This window comes from Streptomyces yatensis, from assembly GCF_018069625.1.
GTDB lineage: Bacteria > Actinomycetota > Actinomycetes > Streptomycetales > Streptomycetaceae > Streptomyces > Streptomyces yatensis.
The window spans coordinates 3,078,216-3,101,471 of sequence record NZ_CP072941.1; the positions used below are offsets into that span (position 1 = coordinate 3,078,216).

Consider the following 23,256-nt stretch of genomic DNA (forward strand, 5'->3'; position numbering starts at 1 on the left):
CACGGGCTCGCCCACGGCTCCACGGCTCCACGGGCTCGCTTACGGCTCGACCGGGTCCCGCTCGACCGGGCAGCTCATGCACCGCGGCCCGCCCCGGCCCCGGCCCAGCTCGCTGCCCGGGATGTCGATGACCTCGATCCCGCACTTGCGCAGATGGGTGTTGGTCGTCGCGTTCCGCTCGTAGGCGACCACCACGCCCGGCTCGACCGCCAGCACATTGCAGCCGTCGTCCCACTGCTCGCGCTCCGCCGCGTGGACGTCCTGGGTCGCCGTGAGCACGCGGATGGAGTCCAGGCCGAGGGCCGCGGCTATCGCGCGGTGCATATGCTCCGGCGGATGGTCGGTGACCTTGAGGTCCTTACTGCCCGCGCCCGGCTCGATGGTGTACGAGCGGAGCATCCCCAGCCCCGCGTACTGCGTGAAGGTGTCCCCGTCCACCATGGTCATCACGGTGTCCAGGTGCATGAACGCCCGCCCCTTGGGCATGTCGAGCGCCACGATCGTTTGGGCCGAACCGGCCTCGAAGAGCCGGTGCGCGATCATCTCCACCGCCTGCGGAGTGGTCCGCTCGCTCATCCCGATCAGCACCGCGCCCTTGCCGAGCACCAGCACATCACCGCCCTCGATGGTCGAGGGATAGGCGGCCTGCCCCTCCGACCAGACGTGGAAGTCCTCCTTCGCGAAGAGGGGGTGATGGCGGTAGACGGCCTCGTAGTGGACCGTCTCGTGCCAGCGGGCGGGCCAGCGCATCGCGTTGATCGACACCCCGTCGTACACCCACGCGGAGGCGTCCCGGGTGAAGAGGTGGTTCGGCAGCGGGTTGACCAGGAAGTCATCGGGCTCCATGGCGTGGAAGCGGACGGAGACCGGCTCCGGGTACCGCCCCAGATACTCCCGCTTGGTCATCCCGCCGATCAGCGCCTCGGTCAGCTCGGGAGCGCTCAGCTCGTCGAACGCGGCGCGCAGATGGTCCGTGGCCAGGGGCCCGTACTCCTTCTCGTCGAAGACCCGGTCCAGCACCAGCGCCCGCGCGTCCGGCAGGCCCAGGCTCTCGGTGAGCAGATCCCCGAAGAGATGGACCTCGACCCCGCGGTCGCGCAGGACGTCGGCGAAACCGTCGTGCTCCTGGCGGGCGCGGCGCACCCACAGGACGTCGTCGAAGAGGAGGGCGTCCTTATTGGTGGGTGTGAGCCGCTTGAGCTCCAGGTCGGGGCGGTGCAGTATGACGCGGCGCAGCCGCCCGGCCTCGGAGTCGACATGGAATCCCATGTCCCCATCTTCGCCGCTCGCGGGCCGTTGTGAACGCCCGGCGACACGGATCACTCGCGCTGATCGCGATGGCAGCCCTGGTTCCGCCGCGGTTCCGCCCTGGTTCCGCCGCGCGGGGCGGTTTTCGCCATCGGCGGCGGGCGGCTATCCGGCCGCGGGAGGGGGCGGCTATGCCGCGGGGGACGGCTATCCGGCCGTGGGGGCGGCGATCCGACCGCGGGGGGGCTATCCGGCCGCGGGGGGGCTATCCGGCCGCGATCACCACGATCAGCACCAGGGCGACCGCGATGAACCCCAGCAGGGCGGAGACCCACAGCTGGCCGGGCTTCAGCTCGAGCCCGCCGCCGTCGTCGTCGCCGCCGCGCCGCCACCGTCGCCGTGCCTCGCGCCGGGTGGCGCGGGCCGCAGCCTCCTCGTGCTCCCGGCACTCCTCGGCCACCCCGCCGAACAGCGCCTTCCAGCCCTTCTCGCCGAACCCCGTCATCTGCCGGGTGCCGGCGATCCGGCGCACCACCTCACGGCCCGCGCCGTCGGCGGCCGTCCACAGGCCGGGCAGGACGCATGCCATCAGCTCCGGCACCGCGCCGCGCTGCGCGTACGGGCGGACCAGCCCCTCGTACAGCATCAGCGCGTTGCGCACCCGCAGCCGGCGGCCGGGGTCCGCGGCCGGTCCGTCCGCACCGCCCTGGGCGCGGGGCGGCGGGTCGAGATAGAGCTGGGCGAGCAGCACCTTCTCGCAGACCGCGTCGGCCAGCTCCGGTCCGCGCTCGGGCGCGCGGCGCACCAGCTCGACCACGACACGGCTGGCCCGCTCGGCGGGCAGCCCCTCGTCCAGCGCGCTCAGCAGCAGGCCGTCATCGGCCCCCCGCAGCGCCGCGGGCAGATCGTCCCCGCCATGGCGCAGGGCCTCGCGCAGCATCCGCGCCCCGGTGACCGAGACTCGGCGAACCCCCGCGCCCGCCGTCCTCGCCCGCTCCGCCGTGGTGTCGTCCGTGATCTCCGTGCCTGTCGGGTCCTCTGTCTCTTTCACCATCGATGTCCCTCTCCTCACAGCGCCTCCAGCACCTCCCGTATCCGCGTGGCCGCCGCGGCGTCCAGCGGCTCGTCGCCGTCCTGCGCCAGCCGGGGCAGAAAGCCGCACAACACCGTCAGTTGCCGCTCGTCGCCGGCCGCCCGCCGGATCCAGCCGACCAGCGCGTCCTCGGCCGCCCCGGCCGATCTGGCCCAGGTCAGCGCGGCCCGCAGCAGCTCGGCCAGCCGCGGCGCGCACTCCGGATGGGCCGCCAGCACCGCCGTGGCCAGCGGCCAGGCGGCGTACGGCTCCAGCTCCGGCACCTCGCACAGGCCCCACAGATGCGAGGTGCGGGTGGTGACCGCGCGCAACACCGTGAGCAGCGCCAGGTCCCGGCGGGGCCGCCGGGTGTCGCGCAGCCAGCGGGTGAGCGCGGTCAGTACGGTCTCCGGCTCGGTCCCGGCCAGCAGCCGCAGCACGCCGTAGGAGGTGGTGCGGCCCTCGTCGGCGCAGGCGATCCGGCCCAGTTCCTCCAGGGACGCCACGACGGAGCCCGCCGCCAGGCCGTAGCCGTGGGCGAGCGCGGCGGTCTCGCGCTCCCGCTCGTCGTCGCCGCGCGCCCAGTCCCGCAGCAGCCCGTTCACGGCGGGGCGCACCTCCGGGGCGCGGGACGCCTCGGCGAGTGCGGTGGCCGCCGCCATCCGCTGCACCGGGCTGTCGGTACGGGCCAGCGGCAGCGCCAGCTCGACCAGGCCGTAGAGGTAGTCGCGGGCGCACAGCACGCCCGCGGCGACCGCCGCGCGCACCCACACCTGAGGGCGCGGATCGTCGCACAGCCCGCGCAGCCAACGGGCCATCGGGCCGCGGAGGTTGTGGTGGGCGTCCCAGGACTCATGGAGCACGGCGGGCGCCAGCCGCCGCCCTTCGAACCACACCGCGCGCACCGGCACCGACGCCTCCCCGAGGTCCTCCACCCCGTCGCCGTGGACCGCGCGCGCCGTGGCGAGCGAGGCCCCGGGGCGGGCGGTGAACAGGGGGCGGCCCGGCGCGTACTGCGGATCGAGCGTGACGGCCAGTTCCCAGGCCAGCAGTTCGGCGGCCTCCGCCATGAGGCTGTGCGCCGAGCCGTTGAAGACGGCGAGCGCGATCCGCAGCGCGGCGGCGCGCAGCGCGGGCAGCGCGGTGGGCAGGGTGCCGGGGCGCCCGGCCTCCAGGAACCACGCACGGGCCTGGTCCGGGGCGAACGACCGGCAGTGCTCCAGCAGCCGCTCCTCGGACAGCCTGCCCTCGGCGTGCGCGGCCAGCAGGTCCGCGAGCCGGGCGGCCTCGCCGGGCCGCGGCTCGTCCAGCCCGAGCGCCTCGACCAGTTCGGGGCGCCGGGCGGTGGCGTGGGCCGTCTCCAGCAGCCCGGTGGGGCGGTCGGCGAGCAACTCGGTGAGGTGGCGGTCGAGGACGTCGGCGGCGGCCGGGGGCTCGTACGGCACGGCGTGGCGGCGGCCGCGCAGCAGCCGGTCGGCGGCCGGGCCGCCCGCGACCAGGACGACGCAGAACGCCTCATGCCCGGCGAAGTGGGCGCGCAGCCGGTCGAGCAGCGCTTCGACCGCGAAGTCCGCCTGGTCGGCGGGGAGTTCGAGGAGATAGCCGTGGCCCCGCTCGGTCTTCTCCACGCCGGAGGTCCCGTGGGGGATGCCGGACGCGAGCGGGAGGATGGGGTCATGGGGGGTGCCGAGCCCGTACGGGATGCCGGGGCTGTGTGGGATGGCGGGACCGAGCGGGTTGCCGGACTCATGCGTGGCGCCGGATCCGTACGGGATACCGGACTCATGCGTGGCGCCGGATCCGTACGGGATGCCGGCCCCGAGCAGGGTGCCAGGCCCGTACGGGATGCCGAGCCCGTACGAGAGCCCGGCACCGTACGGGATGCCGAGCCCATGCGGGACGCCAGCCCCCAGTCGGGAGACCCCGCCGTCGGCCAGCTCGGACAGCTCGGCGAGGAGGGCGAGCCCGGTCCAGGCGCGGCCGGTGCCGGGTTCGCCGCACAGCGCCAGCAGGCCGGTGCGCCGCAGATGGTCGCGCATCGCCGCATAGCCGGGGACGGCCCGGTAGAGCCGCCGCAGCCGGTCCAACTCCTCGCGGGGCACCGGGCCTTCGGGGAGGGGATACGGCGCCGGTTCGGCGCACAGCCGGGCGGGCCCGACGGGGATATGCAGATGGGCGCGCGCCTCGCGCGCCGTGCGGGCGCCGCCCGGCTGGCCCGCCCCGTCCAGCGGGTCGCTCTTGGGGATGTCCAGCCGTCGTCCCCGCGACTCCGCCGGGGCGCCGACGTCTTCCGCTGCGCTCATCGCCCGCCGTCCTTCATGCCATGGCCCCCGATCCCCGCCGTGGTGGTGAGGGAGTGCCGGTGAATGCCCGAAGCGGGCGGCGGGGTTTCTCCCCCTGCCCGCCCCGCCGCCCTTCTCCGGTGCGGGGCACTGGGCCGTGCGCACCCCCGTCGCTCACGGTCCCGCGCCCTTTGTGCCACTCCAGGGTCGCCGGGGAACGGCGGGGCGGCTGTAGCCGTTTACACAGTCGCGGAGAACGCGTGGGAAGTGCGCGCCCGCGCTCGGTCGTGGGCTCAGTCGCGGGGGTCGGTCGCGGGGCGCGCCGGGACGTGTTCCCCGCGGACTCAGTCGCGAGGGTCGGCCGCAGGGCGCGCCGGGACGTGTTCCCCGCGGACTCAGTCGCGAGGGTCGGCCGCAGGGCGCGCCGGGACGTGTTCCCCGCGGACTCAGTCGCGAGGGTCGGCCGCAGGGCGCGCCGGGATGTGCTCCCCGGTCGCCCGTCCCTCGGCCAGCAGCCGCAGCAGTCCGATGTCCATCACCACGAAGCGGCGCGAGGCGGTCCGGACGACGCCCTGGCCGCGCAGCAGCCGCAGCGCCTTGGCGACCGCCTCCCGGGTCGAGCCCACCGCGGCCGCGATGTCGTGCTGGGGCAGCGGCAGGTCGACGGTGATCGCCCCGTCGGCGGCGGGGTGGCCGGTGCGCTCGGCGAGTTCGACGAGCCGGGCCGCCAGCCGCTGCAGCACCTTCTCCGAGGCGAGTGAGCGCCGCTCCCCGTCGGAGCTGCGCAGCCGGGAGCTGAACTGACGCATGATCAGCACGGTCGCGATGGGACGCGCCGCCAGATAGGCCCGGAACCGGTCGCCGGAGACCACCACCGCCTCCATCCGGCCGAGCGCGGTGACGGTGGCGCTGCGCGAGCCGTGGTCCACCGCGGCCTGGTCGCCCACGACCTCGCCCGCTCCGCGCAGCGCGAGGATCAGCCGCACGCCGCGCTCGGTCTCCACCGAGATGGTGGCCCAGCCGGAGGTGATCGCGACGACGAAGGTCGTACGGTCGTGTTCGCGCAGCACGACCTCGCCGGGGGCGTAGACCCGGGGGGTGCCGAGGGCGAGCAGTGCGCGCCGGTCCTCGGCCGGGAGCGCGTGCAGGAAGGGCCGTCCGTCCTCGAAAAGACTCATCCGCCCTCCCCGCTCAGCTCGTCGTCGTCAGGCCTGCGGAGAACCCAGGGACCGGTCAGCACGCTAGGCAGCTGGCACGGGCACGTCAATGGTGCCGTAGCGGGTCGGTGCCGGATCCGCCGTTCTCCCCGGGATCGGCCCGAACTCCCGTACGCACAGCGGCACCCGCGACGGCCGCGAGCGCGGCGGTCACCGCCGTGAAGACCCATCCGGCGCGCAACGCGTCCAGCCCCGGCCGCGCGGCGCCGCCGGTGATCATGACCAGCGCCGCGACGCCCAGGGCCGAGCCGCCCTGCCGGGACATCATGAGCACCCCGGAGCCGAGGGACAGCTGACGGGCCGGAAGCAGTCCGGCGGCCGAGAACATCACCGGCTGGTAGAGCCCCGCGCCGATCCCGGTGAGCACCAGCCCGGGCATGAACTGCACGGCGTAGTGCGCACCGTCGCCGCCCGCGAGGAGCAGCCACCACACCGGCCCCGCGGCGAAGCACAGCCCGCCGACGACGGCCGTGGTGCGCTCCCCCAGCGTCTTGACGATCCGTCCCGACAGCATCGACACCACCAGGACGGTGAGCGGCCAGGGTGTGACGGCAAGGCCCGCCCGGGCCGAGGACCAGCCCCATGCCCCGGTGAACAGCAGGGTCGCGGCGAGGATCGAGGCGGCGTAGGCGAGGAAGTAGCTGAGCAGCCCGAGCGTGGCGGCGGTGAAGGCACGGGTCCGGAACATCGCGGGGTCCACCACCGGATCCGGATGACGGCGTACGTGCGCCACGGCCAGCGCGCCCATGACCAGGCCGACGGCGAGGAAGCCGAGGGTGGCCGGGGCGCCGTAGCCCCAGTCCGCGGCCTCGACGCAGGCGGTGGTGAGGGACCCGGTGCCGAGCAGGACGAGCAGCGTGCCCAGCGGATCGAGGCGGCGGCGCTCACCGGGGCCGGGGCCGGTGCGGACGGGGCCGGTGCGGACGGGGCCGGTGCGGACGGGGCCGGTGCGCGGCAGCAGCCGCAGCCCGGCCACCCACGCCAGGAGCACCACGGGCGGATTGACGAGGAAGATCCAGCGCCAGTCGAAGGCGGCCAGCAGCCCGCCCGCCACCGGCCCCGCACTCGCCGCGACCGCGCTCACCGCCGTCCAGACACCGACCGCCGTGGCCCGTTCGCGCGGCGGGAAGGCGGGCAGGGCGAGCGAGAGGGAGGTGGGCACCAGCACGGCCGCCGCCACGCCCTGCACCACACGCGCCGCGATCAGCGTGCCGAGCCCGGGGGCGGCGCCACAGGCGACCGAGGCGAACCCGAACAGCGCGATGCCGGTCAGGAACGAGCGCCGCCCGCCGATCGCGTCGGCCAGCCGGCCGGCCGGGACCAGCAGCGCCGCGAGCACGATGGTGTAGGCGTTGAGCACCCAGGACAGCTCGGCGGTGGACGCCGAGCGGAAGTCCGCGCCGATCGCGGGGAAGGCGATGTTGACCGCGATCATGTCGAGCACGGCGAGGAACTGGGCCGCCGACGCGACGGCGAGGATCAGCCAGCGCCGGCGGCCGGGGGCGGTGGCGGGGGCCGCATCGGGGGCGGCCGCGGGCACACCGCTCCCCTGGGCCTTCGAGGAAGGGGTCGTCATGCCCATCCAGCCTCGGCCCCGGGGCACGACGGAGCGAGTGGCAGGAGTGACAGCATGCGCTACATTTCTGCCATGCGGTCCATAGCCCTCGCCGTCACCCCCGGCATGCCGATCTTCGACCTGGCGGTGCCCTGCCATGTCTTCGGCACCGATCGCCCCGGGCTCCCCGACCCCTGGTACGAGCTGCGGGTCTGTGCGATCGGACCGGGCGGTGCGGAGGCCGGCGACCCGGTCGCCACCCGCTCATGGTTCGCCGCCCACACCCCGTACGGCACCGAGGAACTGATCGCCGCGGACACGGTGATCGTCCCGGCCTCGGCCGATGTGCGCGGCGATCCCCCCGAGGAGCTGATCGCCGCGCTGCGTGAGGCCCATGGGCGCGGCGCCCGCATCGTGTCGCTGTGCTCGGGCGCGTTCACCCTCGCCGCGACCGGACTTCTCGACGGCCGTACGGCGGCCACCCACTGGATGTACGCCGCGCTGTTCGCCGAGCGCTATCCGGCCGTACGGCTCGATCCGTCCGTGCTCTACGTCGACCACGGCGATGTGCTGACCGGGGCGGGCTCCACGGCCTGCATCGACGTCTGTCTGCATCTGGTGCGCGAGGACTACGGCACCGAGGCGGCCAACACCCTGGCCCGGCAGCTCGTCGCGCCCGCCCATCGGCCCGGCGGCCAGGCCCAGTACATCGAGGCGCCGCTGCCGGAGCGCACCGACGACTCGCTCGCCCCGCTGCTGCACTGGGCCGCCGAGCGGCTGCACGAACCGCTGGCCGTCGCCGACCTCGCCCGCCGCGCCCACACCAGCCCGCGCACCCTGGTCCGCCGCTTCCACGCCGCCACGGGCACGACGCCGCTGCGATGGCTGCAGGGCCAGCGGATCGCGCGCGCCCGGGAGCTGCTGGAGGGCGGCGATCTGCCGGTGGACCGGATCGCGGAGCTGTGCGGTCTTGGCACGGCGGCCAATCTGCGCCGCCACTTCACCCGGGCGGTGGGGGTGCCACCGCACGACTACCGCCGCGCGTTCCGGGCCCGGGAGACCTACCTTCCAGCCCCTCCGACGGCCACCTCCCAGCCCCCTCCGGCGGCCACCTTCCAGCCCCTCCAGCGGCCACCTTCCAGCCCCTCCGGCGATTGAGGAGCGGGGTCTGGGGCGGAGCCCCAGTTGAGGGAAGGGGCGGGGCGGGGAAGAGCCCGCCGCAGGCGTCACGACCCACCGCTCACCCGCCCCCGGCCCCCGGTCCCCCCGGCCCCCGACCCCGGCCCCGGTCCCGGCCCCGGCCCCGGTCCCGGCCCCGGCCCCGGTCCCGGTCCCGGTCGCTACAACCGCGGATCCACCGGCTCCGACTCCAACGCCAGCACCGCGAACACCGCCTCATGGACCCGCCACAGCGGCTCCCCCTCCGCCAGCCGGTCCAGCGCCTCCAGCCCGAGCGCGTACTCCCGCAGGGCCAGCGAGCGCTTGTGGCCGAGATGGCGCACCCGCAGCCGGTCCAGGTTCTCCGGGCGGGTGTACTCCGGGCCGTAGATGATCCGCAGATACTCGCGGCCCCGGCACTTCACGCCCGGCTGGACCAGCCGGCCGTCGCCCTTGCGGACGAAGCCCTGGAGGGGCTTGACCACCATGCCCTCGCCGCCGGCCGCGGTCAGGTCCAGCCACCACCGCACGCCCTCGGCGACCGACGCCTCGTCCTCGGTGTCGACGATCAACCGCCGGGTGGGGGCCAGCAGCCGGGCGCCGTGGCCGTCGGCGGCCGGCTTCTCGGCCTCGATCATCCGGTCGATCAGCGCGAGCTGCTGATCATGGGGCAGCGCGGTGGCGAGGTTTCGGCCCTGGACGGCCAGGATCTGGAACGGCGCCATGCGGATGCCGTCCGGCCCGTCGACCGGCCAGCAGTAGCGCCGGTAGGCGTCGGTGAACGCGGCCGCGTCCGACGCCCGTTCCCGCTGCTTGCCGAGGAGGGCAGCCACCTCGACACCGCGCGCCTCCGCCCCCTCCAGCGCCGCGAGCACGCCGGGGAAGACGGCACGGGAGGCGGCGCCCACCGCCGCGTACTGGTTGCGCAGCAGCCCCTCGGCCTTGAGCGACCACGGCATCAACTCGGCGTCCAGCAACAGCCAGTCGGCGTCCAGCTCCTGCCACAGCCCGGCGCCGTCGATGGAGCGGCGCAGCGCGCGCAGCACGGTCTCGGTGAGCTGGACGTCGTCGAAGAACGGCCGTCCGGTGCGGGTGTGGATCGTGCCGGAGGCGCCGTCCGGCGCGCCGAAGCGCTCCCGTGCGAGGTCCGCGTCGCGACAGACCAGCGCCACCGCGCGGGAGCCCATGTGCTTCTCCTCGCAGATCACCTGGCGCACCCCGTCCGCGCGGTAGGCGGCGAACGCCTCCGCCGGGTGTTCGAGGAAGCCTCCGTCGGCCGCTCCGCCGCCGGTCCCCTCCTTGGAGGTGGCGGTCGGCGCCATGGTGGGCGGGAGATAGCCGAGCAGCCGGGGGTCGACCGCGAACCGGCTCATGACCTCCAGCGCGGCCGCCGCGTTCTCCTCCTTGACCGCGATCCGGCCCATATGGCGGGTCTCGACGATACGGCGGCCCCGCACATCGGCCAGGTCGAGCGGGCGGCCGTCGGCGCCCCCGGAGGCCTCGGTGGTCAGCGGTTTGACCGGTTCGTACCAGATCCGCTCGGCCGGGACGTCCACCAGCTCGCGCTCCGGCCAGCGCAGCGCGGTCATCCGGCCGCCGAAGACACAGCCGGTGTCGAGGCAGATGGTGTTGTTGAGCCAGGAGGCGCGGGGGGTGGGGGTGTGGCCGTAGACGACGGCGGCCCGGCCGCGGTAGTCCTCGGCCCAGGGATAGCGCACCGGCAGCCCGAACTCATCGGTCTCCCCGGTCGTCTCCCCGTAGAGCGCGTGCGAACGGACCCGGCCGGAGGTGCGGCCGTGGTACTTCTCGGGCAGCCCGGCGTGACACACCACCAGCGCCCCGCCGTCCAGTACGTAGTGGCTGACCAGCGACTCGATGAACGCCCGCACCCGCTCGACGAAGTCCGGGTCCGCGGTGTGTTCCCGGTCCAGCTGCTCCACGGTCTCGGCCAGGCCATGGGTGACCCGCACCTTGCGGCCCTTGAGATAGCGGCCGAGCTTGTTCTCGTGGTTGCCGGGCACGCACAGGGCCGCGCCGGAGGCGACCATGCCCATCACCAGGCGCAGCACCCCGGGGCTGTCGGGGCCGCGGTCGACGAGGTCGCCCACGAAGACCGCCGTACGGCCTTCGGGGTGGGCGGCGTGGACCGGGCGGCCGGACTCGTCGCGGCGCAGGGCGTAACCCAGCTTGCCCAGCAGGGTCTCCAGCTCGGAGCGGCAGCCGTGGATGTCGCCGATGATGTCGAACGGGCCGGTGAGGTGGCGCAGATCGTTGTAGCGGCGCTCGGTGACGACCTCCGCGGCCTCCACCTCCTCGACACCGCGCAGGAGATGCACCTTGCGGAACCCCTCGCGCTCCAGGGACTTCAGGGAGCGGCGCAGCTCACGGCGCTGGCGGGGGATGACATGGTCGGGCATTCCGGCGCGGACGGGCCGCCGGGCGTTGCGCCGGGCGCACTCGCCCTCGGGGACGTCGAGGACGATCGCCACGGGCAGGACGTCATGCTCGCGGGCGAGCGCGATCAGACTGCGGCGGGACTCGCCGCGGACGTTGGTGGCGTCGACGACGGTCAGCCGCCCGGCGGCCAGCCGCTTGCCCACGATGTAGTGCAGCACGTCGAAGGCGTCGGGAGTGGCGCTCTGGTCGTTCTCGTCGTCGGCGACCAGCCCGCGGCAGACGTCGGAGGAGACGATCTGGGTGGGCAGGAAGTGGTGACGGGCGAAGGTGGACTTGCCGGATCCGGTGGTGCCGACGAGCACCACGAGGGACAGGTCGGGCACGCCGATCGGGCGCTTCTCCTCGGTCATGCCGCTGCCTCCTTCGTCGTGTTCTTCGCGTTCGTCGTGATCGCGGTGGTGTCGCCGCGCCGGCTGTCCGTGCCGTCGTCGCCGCCCTCGGCGGCCAGGCGGAAGAGCGCGAGCTGGGTGGGCGGGCCGACCTCGGGGTCCTCGGGGCCGACGGGGCGGAACTCCACCGCGTAGCCATGCCGCTCGGCGACCTGTTCCGCCCAGGCCCGGAACTCCTCGCGCGTCCACTCGAAGCGGTGGTCGCCGTGGCGCATCCGCCCGGCGGGCAGGGTCTCCCAGCGCACGTTGTACTCCACGTTGGGCGTGGTCACCACGACGGCCTTGGGCCGTGCGGCGCCGAACACCGCGTGTTCCAGGGCGGGCAGCCGGGGCGGATCCACATGCTCGATCACCTCGCTGAGCACCGCCGCGTCATATCCGGCGAGCCGGGAGTCGGTGTAGGTGAGCGCACCCTGGGTGAGCTTCAGCCGGGCCGACGACTGGCGCCCGGCCGAGCCGGTGTCCAGTCCCGGACGGTCCAGTCCCGGACGATCCAGTCCCGGACGGTCCGGCCCCGGACGGTCCAGCCGCAGCCTCCGGGCCGCCTCGTTGAGCGCGCGCATCGACACATCGACACCCACGATCTCGGTGAACCGCGTCTCCTTCAGCAGCGCGCCCAGCAACTGGCCCTGGCCACAGCCCAGATCGAGCACCCTGGCGGCCCCGGCCCCGCGCAGGGCGTCGAGTATCGCCTCCCGCCGCCGTACCGCCAGCGGCACCGGCCGCTGCCCGGAACCCTCCTCGCCGTCGCCCTCCTCCAGCGGCTCGGCCGCCGGTTCACCGATGGCGCTGTCGGCGGCGCTGTCGATGGCGTTGTCGATCTCCTCCGCCTCGGTGTCGTCGGCCTCGGCGAGCCGTGCCAGCTCCAGCCGCTCCAGCGCACTGCGCGTCAGCGACCAGCGCCGGGCCAGATAGCGATTGGTGATCAGCCGCTGTTCGGGGTGGCGCTCCAGCCAGCCCTCACCGGAGCGCAGCAGCTTTTCCACCTCGTCCGGGGCGACCCAGTAGTGCTTGGCGTCGTCGAGCACGGGCAGCAGCACATACAGATGGCGCAGGGCGTCCGCCAGCCGCAGCTCGCCCTCCAGCACCAGCCGTACGTACCGCGAATCGCCCCAGCGCGGGAACTCCTCGTCCAGCGCCACCGGCTCGGCCGTCACCGCCCAGCCCAGCGGTGCGAAGAGCCGCTCGACCAGGGCGGCGCCGCCGCGGGCGGGCAGCGCGGGCACCTCGATCCGCAGTGGCAGCGCCCGCTCCGGCAGCTCGGGCCGGGCCTTGCACTGGCCCCTGAGCGCACTGGAGAAGACCGCGCTCAGCGCGACCGCCAGCAGTGAGGAGGCGGCATACGGACGGTCGTTGACGTACTGCGCGAGCGCCGAGTCGGGGGCGCCGCCCCGTCCCTTGCCGCGGCCCCGCCGCACCAGCGCCACGGGATCCACTTCCAACAGCAGCGCCGCGGTGCAGCGTTCGGCGTTCGCCTCGGGATAGAGACCATGCGCCGTGCCGTAGGAGGTCGAGAACCGCTGCGCCTTGTCGGGGTGCTTGTGCAGCAGAAACCCGAGGTCGGTCGCGGGGCGCTCGGCGGTGCCGGTGGTGGTTATCGTCAAGAACACCCGTCCGAGTATCGCCCGGTGCCCGTTTCTCACCTAATGGTTTCTCACCACGGCGGCCAGCTCCGCGATCCGCTCCGGGCCCACCCGGCAGCAGCCGCCGATGAGCCGCGCCCCCGCGTCCCGCCATGCCCGCACCCGCCCCGGGTCGAAGGTCGCCCGGCCGCGCCAGCTCCGTGCCGTGGCATCCCACTCCTCTCCGCTGTTCGGATAGACCACCACCGGCTTGCCGGTGGTGTCGGCCGCGATCTCCACGGCACGGTCCGCGTCGCCCGGCTCACAGCAGTTGACGCCCACCGCGATCACCTGGTCGACCCCCGCGGCCAGGGCGAACGCGTCCCTCAGGGGCTGCCCGGCCCGGGTGGTCTCCCCCGCGATGCTGTAGGAGAGCCATACCGGCACCCCGCATCCCTCGACGGCACTCAGCAGCGCCGCGGCCTCATCGGCGTCCGGCACCGTCTCCAGCGCCAGCGCGTCGGGCCCGGCCGCGGCCAGCGCCTCGATCCTCGGCCGGTGGAACCGCGTCAGCTCGGCCACGCTCAGTCCGTACCGCCCGCGGTACTCGCTGCCGTCCGCCAGCATCGCCCCGTAGGGCCCGACGGAGGCGGCGACCCACACCGGCTCCGGTGCCCGGTCACCGCCCATGGCCCGGTCGCCCGCCGTCGCACGCTCGGCGGCCGCCCGCTCGGCCCCCGAGCGCGCCAGCTCGACACTGCGCCTGAGCAGCGCCGTGGCCTCCTCGTGGCCCACGCCCCGGTGTGCGAAGCCCTCGTAGGTGGCCTGATAGCTGCTGGTGATGAGCACCCGTGCGCCCGCCCGTGCGTAGGCAGTGTGGGCCGCCTCGATCCGCTCCGGGTCATCGGCCAGCAGCCGGGCCGACCACAGCTCGTCGGAGAGGTCGCAGCCCTGTGCCTCCAGCTGGTTGGACAGCCCGCCGTCGAGGACGAGCGGTCCGCGCTCCAACGCGGTGGCCAAGGGCGTGCGGGATACGGACATCACGGGTGCTCCTGGTGGTGCGCTCAGCCCAGCTGGGCCTGGACCTGTGAGGAAATCAGCTCCAGGTGGTCGAGGTCCTGGAGGTCCAGCATCTGGAGGTACATCCGGGAGGCGCCCGCCTGCGCATAGCGGCCGATCTTGTCGACCACCTCGGCCGGGGAGCCCGCCAGCCCGTTCTCCTTCAGCTCCTCGACCTCACGGCCGATCGCCGCGGCCCGCCGGGCGACCTCGGCGTCGTCCTTGCCCACACACGCCACCAGCGCGTTGGAGTACACCAGGTCGTCGCCCTTGCGGCCGGCGGCCTCGGCCGCGTCCCGCACCCGGCCGAACTGGCGCTCACTGTCCTCGACCGAGGCGAACGGCATATTGAACTCGTCCGCGTACTGGGCGGCCAGCCGCGGCGTGCGGGTCGCCCCCTGGCCGCCGATCAGCACCGGCACCTTGCTCTGGGCCGGCTTGGGCAGCGCCGGGGAGTCCACCAGCTGGTAGTGGGCACCGTCATAGCCGAAGGTCTCGCCGACCGGGGTCTGCCACAGCCCGGTGACGATGGCCAGCTGCTCCTCCAGCCGGGCGAACTTTTCCTTGGGGAAGGGGATCCCATAGGCCCGGTGCTCCTCCTCGAACCAGCCCGCGCCCAGGCCCAGCTCGACTCGTCCACCCGACATCTGGTCGACCTGCGCGACCTGGATCGCCAGCACGCCGGGCAGCCGGAAGGTGGCGGCGGTCATCAGCGTGCCCAGCCGGATCCGCCGGGTCTCGCGGGCCAGCCCGGCCAGGGTGATCCAGGCGTCGGAGGGGCCCGGGAGGCCGTCCCCGCTTCCCATGCGCAGATAGTGGTCGGACCGGAAAAAGGCGTCGAAGCCCAGGTCCTCGGTGGCCTTGGCGACGGTGAGCAGGGTGTCGTAGGTCGCGCCCTGCTGGGGCTCGGTGAAGATGCGAAGATCCATGGCACCCATCCTGCCTCTTCATGCGGCACCACCCCACTCTCCGCCCCACTCGCGGAACGTGAGATGCCGGAGCATCCCATGCACCCGGTCCCGGGCCTCGTCCGCCGCGTCGATCGCCTCCACGCACTGCCAGTACAGCGCCTCCTCCTCCGTATTGGAGGCGACGCCGACCAGCGCGAACCCCGCCTCCGCGAGCAGATCCCCCAGCGCCATCAGCACCTCTCTCGGATCGCGCACCTCCGAGAGCTGAGCGGCCCGTAAACCGCCGCCGCGCAGCGTGGGGTGGTGCAGCGCCGGGTGGAACAGGGCGCCGCGCGCCCGCCCGCCCGCCTCGCACAGACCGCGCGCCTCCGCTCGCGCGGCCGCCGGGCCACTCACCACGAAATATCCGCCGACCGCCTCGGCCAGCGCTTGAACCTGCCAGGCCTCGGCCACGATGTCGTGCACGCCCCCGGCCTTCGCCAGGGCGTGCCGGGTGACACCGATCAGCCGCATCGCGTCCATTCCCCGCACCCCTCTCAACGGACTTCCGAGCCCGTCACTCCTCCACTACCCAGAGTGATAACTAACAGGCCGAAAAGCTAGGGGAATTCAGGAATCTGTTGACAACAGTTGCGGTGTGGATAACTTTTTCACTACGGAGAGTGACGAAGGGGAGGGTTGAAGGGCCCGCGGGCCATCCGAGACAACGGTTCACCGCCAGAGCGCCCGTTCACCGTCATAGTCCCCCGTTCACCGCCAGACCCCCCATTCACCGCCAAAGCACCCGTTCGCGACCGGCGCCCGTCCACGATCAGCACCCGTTCGCGGCCCAGCGCCCGTCCACGATCAGCGCCCCCGTTCGCGGCCAGCCCCGCCCGCGGTCAGCGCCCTCCGTTCACCGGAAACCGCCCCTCGTTCCGGTCGATCTTCGCCGAGAGCGCCGCGAGCGCGTCGATCCCCAGTACCTCGCAGAACTGGAGCAGATACGCCAGCACATCGGCGACCTCGTCCTCGACCCGGGCCGCCTTGCCCTCGTCCTCCATCACCCGCGCCGACTGCTCCGGCGTCAGCCACTGGAAGATCTCCACCAGCTCCGACGCCTCGACGCTCAGGGCCGCCGCGAGGTTCTTGGGGGTGTGGTACTGCTGCCAGTCGCGCGCCGCCGCGAAGGCGGCCAGCCTGCGCTGCAGCGCCGCCACATCCAGGCCGTCGGTCCGGCCGCCGGTGCGGCCGCCCGCTCGTCGCTCGCTCTCATAGGACTCGCTCACGCCCCAGGTCTACCACCGTGACGGGGGCGCCTCCGACCGCCCCCGTCACGTCCCCCACCGTCCCCACGAGCCGGATGTGCCCCCGTGCGCACATCCGGGCCGCCACCCCCAGGAGCTCCCGCGCCTGCCGCCGGTCCAGACACCGGTCGAAGCCGTCGGCCAGCACGGTGAGAACCTGCCGCGCGGGGAGCACATCGGCCGCCGGGTCCACGGCCAGCACACCGGGCCCGGTCAGCAGCACCAGCGCGAGCGCGAGATACCGCAGCTCGCCGTCGCCCAGCCGCTCCACGGGCATCGCGCCGAGCTCCCCCTGCTCGACCAGGGCCCGCACCACCCCGTCCGCGTGCCCCTCGGTGACCAGGCCCTCCACCGGTCCGACGCACCCCGCGCGGACCGCCGCGACCAGCGCCGCATGGCGCGTGCCGCACTCCCGGCTGGTCCGCCGCAGCACCGCCGCCAGGTTCTCGCAGCAGCCGCGCAGCCGCCCGTCCCTCGGCACCGCCGGCGCGCGCATCCGCTCCGGCCGCGGATCGCAGGGGAAGACCGAGCGCAGCGCGATGACCACCTGCTCGGCGGCGGCCAGCGCGAGCCGCTGCCCCTCCGTCGTGCCCGCGACCCGCAGCGGCAGCAGCGAGGTCGCCAGCCGGTCGTCGGGCAGCGGGGCGCGGGTCACCGCGACCGCTCCCGCCGTATGCCACGCGGCCTGCACACAGCGCCGCCCCGGGTCGCGCAGCGCCGTCTCCAGCAGCGTCTCCCCCGCCCCCGTCATCCGCTCGCCCACGATGCGCAGTTCGGGCTCGGCCTGCACGGCGACGTCGAGCTGTACGGGCCCGACCGGGCCGTCCACGGTGCAGCCGATCCGGAACCCGCGCCGCCCCTGCCGGTCCGGCCGCGCCCGGCGCGGGATGTACGCGGCCGGATCGCGGAACACCTCCGCGAGCCGGGCGCCGCCCGCGAGCCGCGCGAGCGCCGCGTACGCCTCCAGCACCCCGGACTTACCGCTGCCGCTGGGACCGGAGATCAGGGTCAGCGGGCCCAGCGAGAAGGCGGCGCGGCGGTGGGTCTTGAAGGCCGACAGCCTCAACTCGGAGACCACGGGCCGCAGTTCGGTCCTGGCGGGCAGGAGCCCGGATGCGCTCATGCTGCGGAACATATCTCTGGCACATACCGCTGAACCGTTACGCCTTCCGTATCTTCCTACCATCGGGGGATAGCCGCGGTGGTCCATGATGACCAAGGGGCGGCGGATGGCCGGAGTTCGGGGAGTTGAGGACGGGATGGGGGGCCATGGCTGACAGCACCTTCTGGATCGCGGCCCTCACCGGCGGCACCGCCGTCCTGGCCAGCTGGGTCACCAGCCGCGGCAACACCCGGGCCGCCCGGATCCAGGCGGACACCGCGGTGCTCGCCCAGCGCGCCGAGCGGCTGCGCGACAGCAGGCGCAGCGCGTATCTCGATCTGATCGAACAGACCCACAGCATCGGCGAGTTGTACTGGGAGATCGCCGCAGTCCAGCGAGCCGCCGAGGCGGGACGCCGCCCCGCCCTCCAGGAGGAGTTGGACGAACTCGCCGAGCGCGAACGCGACGAGTACGGCAAGCTGCGCCGCTGTGTGCGCGTGGTCGAGCTGGAGGGCCCGGCCGCCGCGGCCGCCGCCGCGAACGCGCTGCAGAAGGCCACCGGCCCGTTCCACCGCGCCCTGGGCGCGATGCGCTCCGGCGAGCCGGAGGCGCCGCAGCGCTTCCACGACGCCTTCCGCCCGTTCTGGCAGGCCCTCACGGACTTCGTCGAGGCCGCGAAGACGGCCCTCCACGAGGCGTAGCGCGGCGCCTCGACGGGACGCGGCGGGGGCTTGTCAGGAAGCGGTCGGCGTGGGAGGCGGGGTGGCCGGGCCGGGCCGCCGCGCAGCGCAATTTTGTCAGCAACATGTCAGTCCGCACCACTTCACGGCCCGACCGCACACCCGCACCGGAGACTCGGACGGTGGCCGTCGGCCCGGGGCCCGAGAGGCGCCATCAGCACGGATGCTGATACGCGGGCCGCTCCCCTAAACCCTTTGGCGGAGCCGCCCTCAGCCCCCAGGCCGATTTCCACGGGGACACATGGCGCGGCCTGAACAGCTGTCCTAGCGTGCCCTTTACTGGAACCTTAAATCCCTAAGGAGCGTCATGTTCGGGCGAATAGGACGGTTTTCCGTCCACCGTCCATGGCTGGTCGTCGCGTTGTGGGTCATCGCGGCGGTCGGCCTGGCCATCCTGGCCCCACCGCTGAAGTCCAGCACCGACCAGGCCGACTTCCTCCCGTCGCACTACGAATCGGTGCGGGTCTCCAAGATCCAGGAGCAGGCGTTCCCGCAGCAGGAGAGCGCGGCCGCCATCCTGGTCTACCAGCGGTCGGACGGCGGAAAGCTCTCCGCGGCCGACAAGGCCGCCGTCACCAAGGCGACCACGGGGTTCCAGGACAAGAAGTACAAGACCTTCAAGTCCGTGGTGACCACGCCCGAGGCCGTCTCCAAGGACGGCAAGATGGCGCTGGCCAACATCTACTCGACCAAGAAGGACCTCTACGACGAGGGCACCCAGCAGTCGATCAAGGACCTGCGCGCGGACCGCGACAAGCTGCTGCAGGGCACCTCGCTGAAGGTCGATGTGACCGGTCCGGCGGCTTCCGGCCTCGATGCCACCGAGTCCGAGGGTGACACCGACGCCATGATCATGATGGCCACCTTGGTCCTGATCATCGTGTTGCTCGGCGCCATCTTCCGCAGTCCGCTCATCGCGCTGATGCCCGTGCTGATGATCCTGGTGATGTTCATCATGGCCCAGGGTCTGATCGCCACCGCCAGCGACTGGTTCGGACTCGAGGCCGACAGCGGCGTCTCCGCGATCCTGATCGTGGTGCTGTTCGGCGTCGGCACGGACTACATGCTGTTCCTGCTGTTCCGCTACCGCGAACACCTCCGCCAGGGCCAGCAGCCCAAGGAGGCCCTGGTCGACGCGGTCTCCCGGGTCGGCGAGACCATCGCCTCGGCGGCCGGCGCGGTCATCGTGGCCTTCCTCGCCCTGGTGCTGTCGACGATGGGCAGCATGCGCGCCATGGGGCCCTCGCTGGCGATCTCCGTGGCGGTGACGCTCGTGGCGGCCCTCACCCTGGTGCCCGCGGTGTTCTCGCTGCTGGGAACGAAGGCGTTCTGGCCGTCCAAGGCGTGGAAGAAGGCCCCCCGCAACCGGCTCGCCAACGGCGTCGGCTCCATGGTGTCGCGCCGTCCCGGGCTGATCGCCGCGGTGTCCGCCGGTGTGCTGGCCGCCCTCGCGGTGGGCGCACTCGGCTTCAAGGCCGAATTCGACACCGACAGTTCGCTCCCCAAGGACCTGGAGTCCGTCCAGGCCATGGCGGAGCTGCAGAAGAGCTTCTCGGCCGGCGAGTCCGACCCGAGCCTGGTGTACGTCCAGTCCGGCGGCGGGGACAAGCTGGACCCCGCGGCGCTGACCGGGTTCCGGCAGAAGCTGAAGGCGGTCGAGGGCGTCGGCGAGGTCTCCCCCGCCGTGCTCAACCCCAAGGGCGACGTGGCCCAGTTCAGCGTGGTGCTCGAGTACCGGCCCGCCTCCGAGAAGGCCATCGAGCTGGTGGCCGGGGAGCTGCGGGACACCGCGCACGGCTCCGCGCCCGAGGGCTCCAAGGCCCTGGTGGGCGGGTCGACCGCGGTGCTGGCCGATATCGAGGACGCGGTCAACCACGACTACCGGCTGGTGTTCCCGGTCGCGGGCCTGGCCATCATGGTGATCCTCGGCCTGCTGCTGCGCAGCGTGGTGGCGCCGCTGTATCTGATGCTCGCCGTCGGCCTCGGCTTCGCCGCGACCCTGGGTTCCACGGTCTGGCTGTTCCAGAACGTCCGGGGCGAGCACGGTCTGCTCTTCATGCTGCCGATCATCGTCTATCTCTTCGTGGTGGCGATCGGCACGGACTACAACATCCTCATGGTGGCCCGGCTGCGGGAGGAGGTCCGCAAGGGCAAGACACCGGCCGAGGCGGCCCGGCTCGCGGTGGCCCAGTCGGCGCCGACGATCGGTTCGGCCGCCATCATCCTGGCGGGCACCTTCGGTGTGCTGATGCTGGCCAGCAACACCATGCTCCAGCAGATGGGCTTCGCCGTGGCCTTCGGCATCCTGCTCACCGCGTTCATCATGGCGCTGCTGCTGGTGCCGACGGTGACCTCGATGCTCGGCTCCAAGGCGTGGTGGCCCAACCACCGCTACGACTCCCCCGACACGCCCGGCGTCTCCGGCCCCGGGCGGGCCGAGGAGCCCGATGCGGCGGGCGAGACCGTACGGGTGTGACCTGACGGTCCCCTCGGACGCCCGAACGGCCCGGTGGCCCTTCGCGACATCGTCGCGGAGGGCCACCGGTGGGGGGTGCGGCGGATCAGGGGCCGACCGGCCAGAACAACTCGGCCGGGTCCCCGCCGCCGTGGCCCTTCGCATGGGCATCGAACAGGTCCCGGAAGTCCGCGTCCGGCGGCCAGAGCATGGAGTGCTGCGAGCGGTAGCTCTCGATCGCCTCGTACTTGGCGGACCAGGAGGCGTCCCCGGCGGTCTCGCCCACCGGGTCCAGCAGGGCCCGCTCGTCCGGGAGCGGCGGGATGTCACTGCCCCGCAGTCCGTACGGAAGGTCCTCCCAGCACCGCACCGGGACCTTCCCGGCGAGCGCGGTGACCACCGCGTCGCGGGTGCGCCGGTGGTCGATGTGGTTGCCGACCGCCGCGCTGGTCAGCACCAGTTCGGGCCGGGTCCGCTCGGCCAGCTCGGCCACGGTGCGCGTGAGCAGGTCACAGAGCTGGGGTTCGGCGGCGTCGCTGCCCTGCACCATCGGGCCGTCGACGTCGATGAGCCAGCCGCCGTCGGGCAGCCGCCGGTAGACGGCGTCGAGGAACTCGCCGTGGACGGGGGTGGCGCCCAGCCGGGCCAGGGCCTTGCGGTCCTCCTCCCGCCGGTGCTCCATCGGCTCGGTCTCCAGGCCCCAGGTGTAGTGGAAGTACTCGGCGATGGGTGAGTACGGCAGCGGCGGGATGCCCGCGAACAGGGTGAAGACCGTGACCTGCGCGCCTTCGGAGGCCAGGTGGTGGATGCGGCTGCCGGCGGACAGCACGGCGTCGTCCAGGTGCGGGGAGACGACGAGGATGTGGGAGGGCATCAGGACGTGGACCGTTCGTCATCGGTGGTGGACGGTTCGTTCGCGGCGGGGGACTCCGGCGCCTGCGGGGTACGGGGGACCTGCTGACGGGCGCCGTCGGCCGTCTCCAGCTCCCCGGTCTCGCCCTGGGCCAGGGCGGCGGCGATCGCCGACGCGGAGCCGGGCCGGTTCTTCTGCACCCAGCCGGGGATGTTGCGTTGTTTGAGGGACCCCTCGGAGATGACGAGCGCGCCCGGCGGGACGTCCTCGGCGATCAGCGCGCGGGCCCCCGAATAGACCCCGTCGCCCACAGTGACCGGTGCGATGAGCCCGTTCTGGCCACCGATGCGGACGTTGCGGCCCACGACGGAGCGGTACTTCTTCCGGCCGTCGTAGTTGGCGAAGCCGGACAGGCCGCCGATGTTGCTCCCCTCGCCGATGTCCGCGTCGCCGATGTACGACAGATGCGGGACCTTGGCCCCGGCGCCCAGCGTGGAGTTCTTGATCTCCACGAACGTGCCGACCTTGGCGCCCTTGTCGAGCCGGGTGTCGGGGCGCACATAGGCGTACGGACCGACCTGCGCCGACGCCCCCAGGACCGCCTTCTCCAGCACCGAGCTGTTGACCTGGGCGTCGGCACCGACCTCGGACCGGAACACGGTCGAGTAGGCCCGCACCCGGGCGCCCGCGCCGAGGTCCGAGCCGGTCACGGTGGACCGCTCCACCAGCGCCCCCTCGCCCACGGCGGAGTCCCGCACCTCGCTGTCCGGGCCGATCACCGCACCGGCCGCCACCGAACTGGCGCCGAGCACCCGGGTGTTGGTGAGCACCACCGCCCCGGCCGCCAGCCTGGCGCCGACGTCGATCCAGGCCGTCCCCGGGTCGGCGATGTCGACCCCGGCCGCCAGCCACCAGCGGTTGATCCGGTCGCGCAGGACGGCCCGCACCCGGGCCAGCTGGACCTGGTCGTTGGCGCCCAGGATGTCGTCCGGGTCCTCCGCGACGGTGATGCCGATGCGCAGGTCGTGCGCGGTGAAGTAGTCGAGCACGGTGGCCAGGTACTCGCCGGTGGTGTGCCCGCCGGCCAGCAGGTCGTCGAAGGCCGCGCGCAGGGCCGTGGCCTCGAACGCGTAGACCCCCGCCCCCACTTCGCGCAGCCGTCCGCCGGCCGGTCCGTCGCCGGGTTCACGGCGGTCGCCCCGGTCCGGCGGCAGCAGCGCCTCGTACTCCCCCACCTCGGACCGCAGTACCAGGCTGTAGCCGACGGTGTCCGGCAGGCGGCCGGACAGCAGGGTCATGGCGTTGCCCGCCTTCTCGTGGTCGGCGACCAGCCGGGCCAGCGTGGGCCCGGTGAGCAGCGGCGCGTCCCCGCAGCTCACCAGGATGGTCCCGGTGAAGTCCGGGAGGCGGTCCACGGCGGCGAGCAGGGCCTGGCCGTAGCCGCCCTGATGCTCCTGGACGGCGGTCTCCGGCGCTGCCGCGGCGCCCGTGCCATGGGCGGCGAGGTATTCCTCGACGGCCGCGCGCTGGTGTCCGGTGACCACGACCGTGCGCCGCGGCGCGAGTTCGGCCACGGCGTCGAGGACATGGCCGAGCATGGCCCGGCCGCCGACCTCGCGCAGCACCTTCTGCGGGCCGGGTCCCATGCGCTCCCCGTTCCCCGCGGCGAGCACCACGGCGGCCAGCTCCCGGGCGTTCTCCTCCCGGTCCTCCCCCGGCCCGGAAGTCAATTCTTCTGTACCGTCGAGTATCTTCTGGGAAATCATCTCAATCAGCCCCTCCTGAGGTTGCTCAGGCCGCCCGGACTCCCTTTTGGACAGCGTGATGCAGGTCTCAGACAAGGGCGAAGCAGACAGGCCCGCAAGGGATGCGCTGAGCCCTTGGCAGGAAGCTGTCTGCACGCTCGACCG

At 73.4% G+C, this 23,256-nt stretch carries 17 protein-coding genes; 3 read left to right on the forward strand and 14 right to left on the reverse strand.

Features of this window, described 5'->3' with window-relative positions; genetic code table 11:
- Nucleotides 1-39: 39 nt before the first annotated feature.
- The 5 genes from J8403_RS12405 to J8403_RS12425 all read right to left on the reverse strand — a co-directional run bounded on the left by J8403_RS12405 (nucleotide 40) and on the right by J8403_RS12425 (nucleotide 7,395).
- Nucleotides 40-1,269 carry an arginine deiminase gene (locus J8403_RS12405; RefSeq protein WP_211123249.1) on the reverse strand — a complete coding sequence of 410 codons (1,230 nt, stop codon included), beginning with the start codon at nucleotides 1,267-1,269 and terminating at the stop codon, nucleotides 40-42.
- 244 nt (nucleotides 1,270-1,513) lie between these two features.
- A complete protein-coding gene (locus J8403_RS12410; RefSeq protein WP_211123250.1) occupies nucleotides 1,514-2,302 on the reverse strand; it encodes a hypothetical protein in 789 nt (262 codons plus the stop codon).
- Between the two features lie 14 nt (nucleotides 2,303-2,316).
- Nucleotides 2,317-4,623, reverse strand: coding sequence for a hypothetical protein (locus J8403_RS12415; RefSeq protein ID WP_211123251.1), 2,307 nt, complete (start codon nucleotides 4,621-4,623; stop codon nucleotides 2,317-2,319).
- Between the two features lie 425 nt (nucleotides 4,624-5,048).
- Nucleotides 5,049-5,780 (reverse strand): Crp/Fnr family transcriptional regulator, encoded by a 732-nt coding sequence (locus tag J8403_RS12420; protein WP_211123252.1) that lies wholly within the window; start codon nucleotides 5,778-5,780, stop codon nucleotides 5,049-5,051.
- 85 nt (nucleotides 5,781-5,865) lie between these two features.
- Nucleotides 5,866-7,395, reverse strand: a complete 1,530-nt coding sequence (locus J8403_RS12425; protein ID WP_211123253.1) for an MFS transporter — start codon at nucleotides 7,393-7,395, stop codon at nucleotides 5,866-5,868.
- Between the two features lie 54 nt (nucleotides 7,396-7,449).
- Between J8403_RS12425 and J8403_RS12430 the strand changes: the two genes are divergently transcribed.
- Nucleotides 7,450-8,532 carry a GlxA family transcriptional regulator gene (locus tag J8403_RS12430; protein ID WP_246585819.1) on the forward strand — a complete coding sequence of 361 codons (1,083 nt, stop codon included), beginning with the start codon at nucleotides 7,450-7,452 and terminating at the stop codon, nucleotides 8,530-8,532.
- Between the two features lie 182 nt (nucleotides 8,533-8,714).
- Here J8403_RS12430 and J8403_RS12435 read toward each other — a convergent pair whose 3' ends face one another.
- The 7 genes from J8403_RS12435 to J8403_RS12465 all read right to left on the reverse strand — a co-directional run bounded on the left by J8403_RS12435 (nucleotide 8,715) and on the right by J8403_RS12465 (nucleotide 17,319).
- Complete coding sequence (locus J8403_RS12435; protein ID WP_211123254.1) at nucleotides 8,715-11,339, reverse strand: polynucleotide kinase-phosphatase; 2,625 nt, start codon at nucleotides 11,337-11,339, stop codon at nucleotides 8,715-8,717.
- On the reverse strand, nucleotides 11,336-12,988 hold the full coding sequence (locus tag J8403_RS12440) for a 3' terminal RNA ribose 2'-O-methyltransferase Hen1 (RefSeq protein WP_211123255.1): 1,653 nt from the start codon (nucleotides 12,986-12,988) through the stop codon (nucleotides 11,336-11,338). The genes J8403_RS12435 and J8403_RS12440 overlap by 4 nt, the downstream gene beginning before the upstream one ends.
- A 33-nt stretch (nucleotides 12,989-13,021) precedes the next feature.
- Entirely contained in the window at nucleotides 13,022-13,981 is a 960-nt protein-coding gene (gene mmuM / locus J8403_RS12445; protein WP_211123256.1) for a homocysteine S-methyltransferase, read from the reverse strand.
- Nucleotides 13,982-14,004: 23 nt separating this feature from the next.
- Nucleotides 14,005-14,928 (reverse strand): LLM class F420-dependent oxidoreductase, encoded by a 924-nt coding sequence (locus J8403_RS12450; RefSeq protein ID WP_059141674.1) that lies wholly within the window; start codon nucleotides 14,926-14,928, stop codon nucleotides 14,005-14,007.
- Between the two features lie 18 nt (nucleotides 14,929-14,946).
- Nucleotides 14,947-15,432 (reverse strand): DUF6099 family protein, encoded by a 486-nt coding sequence (locus J8403_RS12455; protein ID WP_211123257.1) that lies wholly within the window; start codon nucleotides 15,430-15,432, stop codon nucleotides 14,947-14,949.
- Nucleotides 15,433-15,791: 359 nt separating this feature from the next.
- Entirely contained in the window at nucleotides 15,792-16,115 is a 324-nt protein-coding gene (locus tag J8403_RS12460) for a nucleotide pyrophosphohydrolase (protein WP_228054172.1), read from the reverse strand.
- Nucleotides 16,116-16,161: 46 nt separating this feature from the next.
- Nucleotides 16,162-17,319 (reverse strand): AAA family ATPase, encoded by a 1,158-nt coding sequence (locus J8403_RS12465; RefSeq protein WP_211123258.1) that lies wholly within the window; start codon nucleotides 17,317-17,319, stop codon nucleotides 16,162-16,164.
- A gap of 146 nt (nucleotides 17,320-17,465) precedes the next feature.
- Here J8403_RS12465 and J8403_RS12470 point away from each other — a divergent pair, with 146 nt between their 5' ends.
- Together J8403_RS12470 and J8403_RS12475 are read left to right on the forward strand one after the other, a co-directional pair.
- Nucleotides 17,466-17,999, forward strand: coding sequence for a hypothetical protein (locus tag J8403_RS12470; RefSeq protein WP_211123259.1), 534 nt, complete (start codon nucleotides 17,466-17,468; stop codon nucleotides 17,997-17,999).
- A 346-nt stretch (nucleotides 18,000-18,345) separates the two neighbouring features.
- Nucleotides 18,346-20,514 carry an MMPL family transporter gene (locus J8403_RS12475; protein ID WP_211123260.1) on the forward strand — a complete coding sequence of 723 codons (2,169 nt, stop codon included), beginning with the start codon at nucleotides 18,346-18,348 and terminating at the stop codon, nucleotides 20,512-20,514.
- An 85-nt stretch (nucleotides 20,515-20,599) separates the two neighbouring features.
- Here the strand turns inward: J8403_RS12475 and J8403_RS12480 are convergent, their stop codons facing one another.
- Nucleotides 20,600-21,367 carry a PIG-L deacetylase family protein gene (locus J8403_RS12480; RefSeq protein ID WP_211123261.1) on the reverse strand — a complete coding sequence of 256 codons (768 nt, stop codon included), beginning with the start codon at nucleotides 21,365-21,367 and terminating at the stop codon, nucleotides 20,600-20,602.
- Nucleotides 21,367-23,112, reverse strand: coding sequence for a bifunctional UDP-N-acetylglucosamine diphosphorylase/glucosamine-1-phosphate N-acetyltransferase GlmU (locus J8403_RS12485; protein WP_211123262.1), 1,746 nt, complete (start codon nucleotides 23,110-23,112; stop codon nucleotides 21,367-21,369). Before J8403_RS12485 ends, J8403_RS12480 begins: the two co-directional genes overlap by 1 nt.
- Between the last annotated feature and the right edge of the window lie 144 nt (nucleotides 23,113-23,256).

Bases quoted from the DNA above. Each gene is read 5' to 3' on its own strand.
- J8403_RS12465 (WP_211123258.1), bottom strand. From the start codon at position 17,319: ATGAGCGCATCCGGGCTCCTGCCCGCCAGGACCGAACTGCGGCCCGTG.
- J8403_RS12415 (WP_211123251.1), bottom strand. From the start codon at position 4,623: ATGAGCGCAGCGGAAGACGTCGGCGCCCCGGCGGAGTCGCGGGGACGA.
- J8403_RS12455 (WP_211123257.1), bottom strand. From the start codon at position 15,432: ATGGACGCGATGCGGCTGATCGGTGTCACCCGGCACGCCCTGGCGAAG.
- J8403_RS12405 (WP_211123249.1), bottom strand. From the start codon at position 1,269: ATGGGATTCCATGTCGACTCCGAGGCCGGGCGGCTGCGCCGCGTCATA.
- J8403_RS12410 (WP_211123250.1), bottom strand. From the start codon at position 2,302: ATGGTGAAAGAGACAGAGGACCCGACAGGCACGGAGATCACGGACGAC.
- J8403_RS12485 (WP_211123262.1), bottom strand. From the start codon at position 23,112: ATGATTTCCCAGAAGATACTCGACGGTACAGAAGAATTGACTTCCGGG.
- J8403_RS12425 (WP_211123253.1), bottom strand. From the start codon at position 7,395: ATGACGACCCCTTCCTCGAAGGCCCAGGGGAGCGGTGTGCCCGCGGCC.
- J8403_RS12475 (WP_211123260.1), top strand. From the start codon at position 18,346: ATGTTCGGGCGAATAGGACGGTTTTCCGTCCACCGTCCATGGCTGGTC.
- J8403_RS12430 (WP_246585819.1), top strand. From the start codon at position 7,450: ATGCGCTACATTTCTGCCATGCGGTCCATAGCCCTCGCCGTCACCCCC.
- mmuM (WP_211123256.1), bottom strand. From the start codon at position 13,981: ATGTCCGTATCCCGCACGCCCTTGGCCACCGCGTTGGAGCGCGGACCG.
- J8403_RS12435 (WP_211123254.1), bottom strand. From the start codon at position 11,339: ATGACCGAGGAGAAGCGCCCGATCGGCGTGCCCGACCTGTCCCTCGTG.
- J8403_RS12450 (WP_059141674.1), bottom strand. From the start codon at position 14,928: ATGGATCTTCGCATCTTCACCGAGCCCCAGCAGGGCGCGACCTACGAC.
- J8403_RS12480 (WP_211123261.1), bottom strand. From the start codon at position 21,367: ATGCCCTCCCACATCCTCGTCGTCTCCCCGCACCTGGACGACGCCGTG.
- J8403_RS12420 (WP_211123252.1), bottom strand. From the start codon at position 5,780: ATGAGTCTTTTCGAGGACGGACGGCCCTTCCTGCACGCGCTCCCGGCC.
- J8403_RS12470 (WP_211123259.1), top strand. From the start codon at position 17,466: ATGGCTGACAGCACCTTCTGGATCGCGGCCCTCACCGGCGGCACCGCC.